Origin of the sequence: Psychrobacter sp., assembly GCF_018260395.1 — a bacterium.
Classification (GTDB): domain Bacteria; phylum Pseudomonadota; class Gammaproteobacteria; order Pseudomonadales; family Moraxellaceae; genus Psychrobacter.
The window spans coordinates 39,046-48,277 of sequence record NZ_JAGLBC010000005.1; the positions used below are offsets into that span (position 1 = coordinate 39,046).

The window sequence follows — 9,232 nt, forward strand, 5'->3', positions numbered from 1 at the left end:
TCTAGTGTTAAATAATTTTTAACTTAATAGTTTATATTTAGTCATTAGCATTCAGTCATTAGTATTTTGTCATGAATATCTAGTCGTAAATAGTTAGTCATTACTATTAAACCTAAGCCAATGCAAAAAAACATAGTTTAGCTTTGAAGATATTGCTTAAACTCTTTACGTAATTTACTAAGTTTTGGTGGGATAACGGCTTGGCAATACCCCTGCGTTGGGTTCTTATTGAAGTAATCTTGATGGTAGTCTTCTGCCACATGGAACTCGTGTACAGGATGTACTTCAGTGACAATATTTAGACCCATTTCATCTCGCAGCTTACCAATAACTCGATCTATAGTCGGTTTTTGTTTTTCTTCATCGGTATAAAAAACCACAGATCGGTATTGACTGCCGACATCATTGCCTTGACGGTCACGAGTGGTAGGATCATGAGTGGCAAAGAAAATATCTAAGATAACCTCTAAAGGCACCACCGACTCATCGAAGTCTACTCGCACCACCTCTACATGACCAGTTGTACCCGAGCAGACATCTTTATAATTCGCCAAGTTGGCATCTTCTCCGCCCATATAGCCCGAAGTGACTTTTTGCACACCTTTAACCGACTGGAAAACAGACTCAGTACACCAAAAACAACCGCCACCTAAAATAATCGTTTGCATAATTTATCCTTATTATGAATTAGCTTGGTCTTAATTCTACCAAAATACAAACAGACGATAAGTTAAAAACAGTAATGATATAATACAGCGTGTTCAAAATTGAATAAGAGACTCGATATGTCTAATACAGTAAATGACGACGTTAAGCGCCATGCCATTGATAGCGAAAATATGGCTAAAGATAATGTGGTTTATGATAACGTATTTACGACGCCCTTAGACAAGGCAGCTCGCTTTTCATTTGATGAGCAAGTGGTAGCTTGCTTTCCCGATATGATTCGTCGTAGCGTCCCAGGTTATGGTCAGATGTTAGCAATGCTTTCCATATTTGCCAAGCGTCACTGTAAGTTTGGCCAAGTAAATGATGATGGACAACGGGTTAGCCGAGTATATGATTTAGGCACCTCATTGGGCGGTGCGACTATGGCACTACTGAATGAGACAGGAGGGTTTGCGCCTGACGAGCTACAAATAAAAGCGGTAGATATCTCGCCTGCGATGACCCAAAAAGCTGAAGATCTACTCAAAGAGAATTACCCAGATCATGATATCGAAGTCATTACTGCTGACATTCGCGGATTTAAGATTGAGCCTTGCGATATGGTGATATTAAATCTTACTTTGCAGTTCTTGCCGCCTGCCGATCGCATTCAAGTATTACAGAACATTTATAACGCGCTAAGTGATGGTGGTATTTTGATATTGACCGAAAAAAATCACACTGGTGATGAGCAAGATGATGCTTGGCTGATTGAGCGCTATTATGATTTCAAACGTGCCAATGGTTATAGCGAGCTTGAGATTAGTGGTAAGCGCAATGCTTTAGAAAATGTGCTCATTACTGATACCTTAGAGTTGCATCATCAACGCTTAAAACAAGTGGGTTTTAGTCGCAGTTTGACTTGGTTCCAGTTTTTAAACTTTGCGTCTGTTGTGGCTTTTAAGTAGTAGTTTATTTTTAATAATGTAGTAGCTTAGTTGAGTAATAAAGTTTTAAGCAGCACATGATTTGAGGCAGATAGAAACACTCTATCTTTTACTTACAATCTCAATAGGACTATCGTTTGATTCATTACATAACCGGCGGAGAGCGCTCTGGTAAAAGCAGTTTTGCACAACACTTGGCTGAAAAAATCAGTGAATCTCCTTATTATCTAGCGACTGCTCGGGTTTTAGACATTAGTTTTGCTGAGCGAGTTGAGCGTCATATTGACGACAGGGTGCAATCAAAGCGTCAGTGGACAACTATAGAAGCGGATTTGAAGTTAACAGATGCTTTACAGCCCCATTTTAATCATCAAATCCTTGATTCAGAACAGTCCTTTAAATCACCAACTATTGTTGTAGACTGCGTTACCCTGTGGCTCACCAATTATGTTATGGATTATGACTATGCCATTGATAAGTGCCTGATACTCGCTAAGCAAGAAATCGATGAGCTTGTAACTTTTGCCAATCAATACAACGCCACAGTGTTTATTATTTCCAATGAAATCGGTATGAGTTTGCACGCCAGTACTCCAGAAGGACGCAAATTTGTATCACTTCAAGGCTGGGTGAATCAGTATCTGGCACACTTGGCTGATAAAGCGACTTTGGTGGTTTCGGGTTTACCGGTAACTTTGAAGTGAATGCTAACATTGCTTAAGTTCACCCGGACAGCCATAGCCCTTATAATAGCCAGCTTAATATCTATCACAATTATACTAACCTCCCTATATTCAAAAACAACGAACCGTTTATGACAAACCAAACAACCAATATGACAAACCAAACATCCAATCAAACCATCGAAACCGCTGAACGTGAACTCTATCTAGCACTGATTCAACGTGCTCAATATCGCCCCATTGCTACCCAGTGGTTGGCGAATCTACCACAGTGGCTCAGTGACGTGAAAGACAAACGGCGCTATGCTCATGCGCCAGCCTATTTATCTGCGGTGGAAAATCTGCCAAAAATCGAAGTCAACGGAGTAGACTTAAACAGTGACGTGTTGACCATAGAGGCTCAATTAAACGAGGGGCAAAGTAAGCAGATTACTGCCTTGATGAAGCAGTTAATGCCGTGGCGTAAGGGCCCATTTCAGATTGGTACCGGCGACAATAAAGTATTCATTGATACCGAATGGCACAGTGATTGGAAATGGAATCGTATTAAACCTCATATCGGCACGCTTGAGGGCCGTTATGTGCTTGATGTGGGTGGTGGTTCAGGCTATCACGGCTGGCGTATGGCGGGCGCGGGCGCGAAACAAGTGGTTATTATTGACCCGTCATGCCTTTTTTATCATCAATTTATGGCGATTCGACATTTTGTGGCCGGCTTTGATACTGATATGGACATCGACAAAACAGGTATCGGTTATCGCACCCACTATATCCCCGTCGGTTTAGAGGAGTTGCCTTCAAGCTCGGATGAAGGCAATCAGCTGTTTGACACGGTATTTTGTATGGGGGTGCTTTATCACAGACAGTCGCCCTTTGAACATCTCAATCAATTAAAAAATCAGTTAATAAACGGCGGTCAATTGGTGTTAGAGACCTTAGTGGTAGAAGGTGATAAAAATACGGTATTGGTACCGCATAACCGCTATGCGCAAATGAACAATGTTTATTTTATTCCATCTGTAGCGGCACTAACAGGCTGGCTCGAAAAGGTAGGGTTTAGAGATGTCAAATGCGTGGATATTGATATCACTTCAGTTGAGGAGCAGCGAGCCACGGAGTGGATGACCTATCAATCGCTTAAAGACTTTTTAGATCCGAATGATCCTATGATGACAATTGAAGGCTATCCTGCGCCGATGCGAGCGACATTGATTGCGACTAAGTAATTTAAATTACACGATAATAGTTAGTATGTATAAGATCGGTAAATAAGTTTTATTCCATTTGTTTTACTTATTTAATAGGGTTTATCTATGATAATATTTCAAATGATATCAATATATTAATATAGGTTTAATAGGAAATATCCTAATGACTAACTATTTGACTAGATACTGTACTAAGCATTCCATCTTTATTTTGACTTTAATGGGACTTATGGGAGCAACTGGCTTACCTGCTACCGCATCAGATGCGTTTGGTACTCCTTTTAGTAATAATGGGTTTGAGAAAGATGATTGGCAAGTCGTTTGTGATAATACTTTAACCTGCCGCGCTGCAGGATATCAAGATGAGACGACAGAGACTAAACCTGCATCTATAATGTTGGTTGCAAAGCCGAAAGTAGCGCTGCCAGAGGGTTATGTCAAGCTTATCGATGACAATAGGAATAAGCCGCAAACTATACAGCTTTGGTTAAATGGTAAAAATTATGGCAATTTAAGCCCCAAATTGCAGCTAACATCGCAGCAAACCCAGCAATTGCTTAATTCTGCAGACAACAACCTATCTATCGTATTGAAATCGCCAAAGATGACATGGCAAATCAGTGATAAAGGCATGAACGCCGTATTGTTAAAACTCGATGAGGTGCAAGGCCGTGTGGGCACAAAACTGGCATTGGTCAGTAAAAACAACCCCAATCTGCAAACACCAAAAGATCAACGTCCACAACCTATCATCCACAAAGCGTATGCTTATCCTGATGATACTCGTCATTCATTAACACCAGCTAAAAAAGCTTACTTCAATAACAATATTAATAAATGGATTAATATCAATGCCAAACAATTCATAGGCTCTAAAGATAGCATGGGCGAATGTGAGCTGATTAATCCAGCCAGTGAGCAGTCACAAAACTATAAAAGCGAGACTTTTGAATGGACATTTTCGCCTATTGATGCCAACAACACCTTGGCCAGTCATCCGTGCTGGCGCGCTGCTTATAATGAAGGGTACGGTTATTGGCTGATTAACAATGCCAAGCCCAATCAACCTCAGCTTATCACCACCTCAGGCATTAGTTATGCCAATGGCCAAATTTCATCCGCTAGTAAAGGGCGCGGGATAGGTGACTGCTGGAGTGGAACGGTATGGACCTGGAATGGCAAAACATTTGTTAAATCATCGGAACTGACCACAGGTATGTGCCGAGGCTTTGAGGGTGGTGCGTGGGAATTGCCCACTTATGTTACTAAGGTTGTTAAAAATTAGACTATAACTAACTAAGCTATAAAATACTAAACTATAAAAAATTATGCTACATATTTAGTTTAGGCAAAGCGTCAAGGGCAGAGTAGCCAATAGCGCTTAAACTTGAAAAAATAATATTACTTAAATTTAGCCTCCTTAAAGCACCCATCTTTCGAACACAACTTCTAATACCAGCTTCAATAAAAAGCCCACAAATCCTGCACCTAAGGCGAGAAAAATCCAAAAGGTACCGGCACGACCTGCATCAGATTTTTTAGAAATGTCCCACATAATAAAAAACAAAAAAGCGATAAAAATAGGTAATAAAACGTATAGGCCCCACTGGGTAACAGTTTCAGCGGCAATAGCAAACACAGCAGCAAGCATAAGTGCATTCCAAAGTTAATGATAAAAATAGGGAGGTACTATTTTGACAGTACTTTAAATCAGTACGCTAAATCAGCATGTTAGAATAGTACGCTAAGTGTTAAAAGTTTATCTACTATTTGCCATTATAGAGGAGTCTGGCCCCATAATGCCATTTTGGTGGACAATGATAACAAAACAACAAAATTGAAAGATGATGGAAAAAAACAGCCAACCTTGATATATTAAAGGGCTGCTTCTAATATATAAGCACCATTTCAATATTGTCCTCAAACCTATATTTAAATCTCCTATTTACTTAACTTCAGAGTTTAATTCATTATGTCGCAAGCTCAAATTGATGAAATCTTTGCATTACTTGATAGCGCCGCCAAAGTATTGATTGATCAAGACGTATTGCCAGTAGATTGGCAAAATAACAGTCAAATTACCCGAAGCAAAAGCCCTGAGCACGGCGACTATGCCAGTAATATCGCTTTAACTGCCGCCAAAGCAGCCAAGTCAAATCCACGCCTTTTAGCAGATCAGCTAATCGCGGCATTACCTGACTATGATAGCATTGCTAAGTTAGAGGTGGCCGGTCCTGGTTTTATCAATATATTCTTAAATACTGAAGCTAAGTTTGCTGTATTAGATGCAATCTTTGATAAACATGAGCGTTATGGCTTAACTGATGAATTCTCCGATAAAAAGATTCAAGTAGAGTTTGTTTCCGCCAACCCAACTTCAAGTTTGCATGTGGGTCATGGTCGTGGTGCTGCTTTTGGTATGAGTGTTGCTAACTTATTGGAAGCAGTGGGTTATCATGTCACACGTGAATACTACGTTAATGACGCAGGTCGTCAAATGGACATCCTAGCCGCTAGTACTTATTTACGTTATTTAGAATTAAATGGTGAGCAAGTACACTTCCCTGTAGGTGGCTATCAAGGCGATTATGTGACCCAAATTGCCCAAACCGTCAAAACTCAGCAAGCAGATGCTTATGTTCATCCTTATGCTGAGATTAGCAATAACGCTCCTGAAGATGAAGTATCTCAAGTTAGTGAAGCGGGCGCAAAAGAGATAGTCTCTGGTGATAAAAATGCGCATATTGACGTAATTATCGCCAACAGTAAAAAAGCCTTAGGAGCAGATTACGATATCTTCCTAAAAGCCGCTTTAAGTGACATCCTAGCAGACATCAAAGATGACTTGAATGACTTTGGGGTACGTTTTGAGCAGTGGTTTAGCGAAAAGTCTATTGCTGAAGAGATTGAGCCAGTACTCGCTGAGCTTGATAGCAAAGGTTATTTGTACCAAAAAGACGGTAACACATGGTTCCGTTCAACTGACTTTGGGGACGAAAAAGACCGCGTGGTTCGTCGTGCCAATGGTTTGACCACTTACTTTGCATCCGACATTGCTTATCATAAGAATAAATTTGAGCGTGGGTTTGATACGGTGATTAATGTTTGGGGTGCTGATCACCATGGATATATTGCTCGTGTACGTGCTGCACTGACAGCACTGGGTATCGATGAAAAACGTCTAGAAGTTATTTTAGTGCAGTTTGTAGCGCTATGGCGTGGTGAAGAAAAAATTCAAATGTCATCTCGTTCAGGCAAATTTGTGACCTTGCGTGAGTTGCGTGAAGAAGTGGGTAATGACGCCGCACGTTTTTATTATGTGGCCCGTAAGCCAGAAGTCCACATTGATTTTGATTTAGAATTGGCGAAGTCGCAGAGCAAAGACAACGCCGTTTATTACATTCAATATGCCCATGCTCGTGTCTGTAGTGTGCTTGAAAAAATCAATGACAAAGGTTTTACCGTCGATGATGCACAAGGCCAAGCGCAGCAAATATTGCTACAAGCAGAAGCCGAAAGCGAGCTTATGAAATTAATGGCCGCTTACCCAGCCACCTTAAAGCGAGCTGCCACAGGTTATGACCCACATGTATTAACCAATTACTTAAAGGATTTGGCCTCATTATTCCACGCTTGGTATAACGACAATCGTATTTTACCAGTGAGTATCATTGCTGATGAAACCCCAAGTCAAGAAGAGTTAGACTTAATGCAAGCCCGTTTGCGTCTGTCTAAGGCAGTGCGCCAAGTGCTGGCTAATGGTTTAAGTTTATTGGGATTGTCAGCGCCTACCAGCATGTAGCATGTAAAAGTTAGCTTATGAGGTTAAGATGTTTCTTTTTTAAGCTGCATACCTTATCAATTAGTAAGTTGCCTTAATTTGTTATGCTAGGTTGATAAAGTTGGCTATAACTATAACAAACATGCCCCGATTGAATTTGAAAGTGGAGAAAGTTTATGTTAGCAAAAAAACCCAAAGGTGCGGTAGAAACACGACAAGGCGGTGGGATGGCTAGCTTACTGTGGATGTTCCTAGGGGCCTTATTAACCGTAATATGTATAGTGGTGCTGTATCTGTGGAATCCCTTCGATATGGGTTCAGAAAAAAAAGCCGAAGAGCATACTGTAGCACCTATTACACAGCCTAAAAATAAAAACGAAGACTTTGAGTTCTATGATCTTTTGCCAGACCAAGAAATGATAAGCTTGCCTGATCAAGCGGTGTCTGTTGACGATAATATGTCTACTAACCCTACTGATTTACAGCCTGATGTGGTGATAACTGAGCCTGGTAGAAACCCTCAAAATCCAGATAATACTATTGTTAGTTCTGATAATACGGTTATTTCGGAAGATAGAACAAACACGCCAAAACCTAGTCCACAGTCGCCAACATCAAATAATGATCAAGACATCGTTATTGTGGAAGAACAAGGCACTTATGACGACCCTACGCCTGCAAATTCTCAGGACAATCCACAAGGTTCGACACAAAGCGATAAGGGTAATGGAGCTTCTCAAGCGGCAACCCTGCCTACATCAATGAAACAAAGCTACATACTACAAATAAATAGCTATAGTAATGCTGAAGAAGCCGATAAACGTCGTGCACAAGTACTCATGGCTGGAGTTGATGCTCGTGTCGTTAAGTCCAAAATGGCTAATGGCCAAGTGGTTTATCAAGTGGTTTCTCCTACCATGACCAATCGCCAAAACGTTATATCGGCTCAGCAGAAACTACAAAATAATGGTATCGATTCTTTGGTCGTTGAACAGCGTCGTTAGTATTGTCATTTATAATCTAAAGATGTGTGAAACAGGGTGTGTTAACTATGGCAAAGGTCTCCTCCATTACGCGAGTACTGCAGATTATCGAAGCAGTGTCTTATTCCGCTACGCCAACCACACCTTTAGAGTTATCCCAGCAACTTGATATTCCTAAGCCCACTATTCATCGTCTATTACAACAGTTAATAGAAGAGGGTTATGTTATGGTGGATATTACCGGAGGGATTGTTGCTGGAAAAAGAGTGCGTAATTTAAGTGTTGAGCTTTGGCAGCAGCGCCAATTTTATAGCGAGCGTCATGTCATTTTGCAGCACTTGGTGCGTGATGTAAAAGAAACATGCGGAATTAGTGTACCGCATAACATGCATATGATTTATACCAACCGTGCCAAGACTGAGTTACCGTTACAGATTTATTTGCCAGTAGGATCTAAGTCGCCGTTATGGTGTACTGCAACAGGTAAGCTATACCTTAGTCAATTATCTCCTGAGCGACGTGGTAAAATGTTGCAAAATTTAAGCTTAGATAAGTTTACCAAGAACACCATTACTAATATTGATGAGCTTAATAAAGAGCTAGATCATATTGCTGAAACTGGCATTGGCATCGACGATGAAGAGTTTATATCAGAAATGGTCGCAGTTTCGGTACCTATCTTAGATAAGAAAGACCGTTATTTAGCCTCCTTATATATGCACGCCCCAACCGTAAGAATATCCTTAAAAGATATGATGCATTTTGTGCCGCGTTTACGAGAAGCGGCGCTTGATATCCAGTCTTTGGTTTACGAATTGCAAAGTTAATGCTTTACTTTACGTATACAAATAGCCCAGGTCATTGACTTGGGCTTTTCATGATAATTTTGATGCTAGACAGATAAATAGGTACAAAGAATTCTAAATTTAAATCAAAGTACTATTCATCTAAGACATCACTGAGTTAAAACACTGTCGTCAAA

General features: G+C 40.5%; 9 protein-coding genes. 7 read left to right on the forward strand and 2 right to left on the reverse strand.

What is annotated here, in order from left to right:
- Positions 1–137: 137 nt before the first annotated feature.
- Entirely contained in the window at positions 138–668 is a 531-nt protein-coding gene (gene msrA / locus QZ265_RS01095; protein WP_296402514.1) for a peptide-methionine (S)-S-oxide reductase MsrA, read from the reverse strand.
- Positions 669–839: 171 nt separating this feature from the next.
- Here msrA and cmoA point away from each other — a divergent pair, with 171 nt between their 5' ends.
- The 4 genes from cmoA to QZ265_RS01115 all read left to right on the forward strand — a co-directional run bounded on the left by cmoA (position 840) and on the right by QZ265_RS01115 (position 4,771).
- Positions 840–1,616, forward strand: a complete 777-nt coding sequence (cmoA, locus tag QZ265_RS01100) for a carboxy-S-adenosyl-L-methionine synthase CmoA (protein ID WP_296402539.1) — start codon at positions 840–842, stop codon at positions 1,614–1,616.
- A 116-nt stretch (positions 1,617–1,732) separates the two neighbouring features.
- Positions 1,733–2,299, forward strand: a complete 567-nt coding sequence (locus tag QZ265_RS01105; RefSeq protein ID WP_296402516.1) for a bifunctional adenosylcobinamide kinase/adenosylcobinamide-phosphate guanylyltransferase — start codon at positions 1,733–1,735, stop codon at positions 2,297–2,299.
- A 110-nt stretch (positions 2,300–2,409) separates the two neighbouring features.
- Positions 2,410–3,504, forward strand: a complete 1,095-nt coding sequence (gene cmoB / locus QZ265_RS01110; protein ID WP_296402518.1) for a tRNA 5-methoxyuridine(34)/uridine 5-oxyacetic acid(34) synthase CmoB — start codon at positions 2,410–2,412, stop codon at positions 3,502–3,504.
- Positions 3,505–3,649: 145 nt separating this feature from the next.
- Entirely contained in the window at positions 3,650–4,771 is a 1,122-nt protein-coding gene (locus tag QZ265_RS01115) for a DUF1176 domain-containing protein (RefSeq protein WP_296402520.1), read from the forward strand.
- Positions 4,772–4,906: 135 nt separating this feature from the next.
- Here the strand turns inward: QZ265_RS01115 and QZ265_RS01120 are convergent, their stop codons facing one another.
- Positions 4,907–5,137 (reverse strand): DUF2788 domain-containing protein, encoded by a 231-nt coding sequence (locus QZ265_RS01120; protein WP_296402522.1) that lies wholly within the window; start codon positions 5,135–5,137, stop codon positions 4,907–4,909.
- Between the two features lie 321 nt (positions 5,138–5,458).
- Here QZ265_RS01120 and argS point away from each other — a divergent pair, with 321 nt between their 5' ends.
- The 3 genes from argS to QZ265_RS01135 all read left to right on the forward strand — a co-directional run bounded on the left by argS (position 5,459) and on the right by QZ265_RS01135 (position 9,077).
- Positions 5,459–7,288: an arginine--tRNA ligase gene (argS, locus tag QZ265_RS01125; protein ID WP_296402524.1), complete on the forward strand. Its 1,830-nt coding sequence runs from the start codon at positions 5,459–5,461 to the stop codon at positions 7,286–7,288.
- Positions 7,289–7,443: 155 nt separating this feature from the next.
- Positions 7,444–8,271: an SPOR domain-containing protein gene (locus QZ265_RS01130; protein WP_296402526.1), complete on the forward strand. Its 828-nt coding sequence runs from the start codon at positions 7,444–7,446 to the stop codon at positions 8,269–8,271.
- Between the two features lie 47 nt (positions 8,272–8,318).
- Positions 8,319–9,077 carry an IclR family transcriptional regulator gene (locus QZ265_RS01135; RefSeq protein WP_296402528.1) on the forward strand — a complete coding sequence of 253 codons (759 nt, stop codon included), beginning with the start codon at positions 8,319–8,321 and terminating at the stop codon, positions 9,075–9,077.
- Positions 9,078–9,232: the final 155 nt, after the last annotated feature.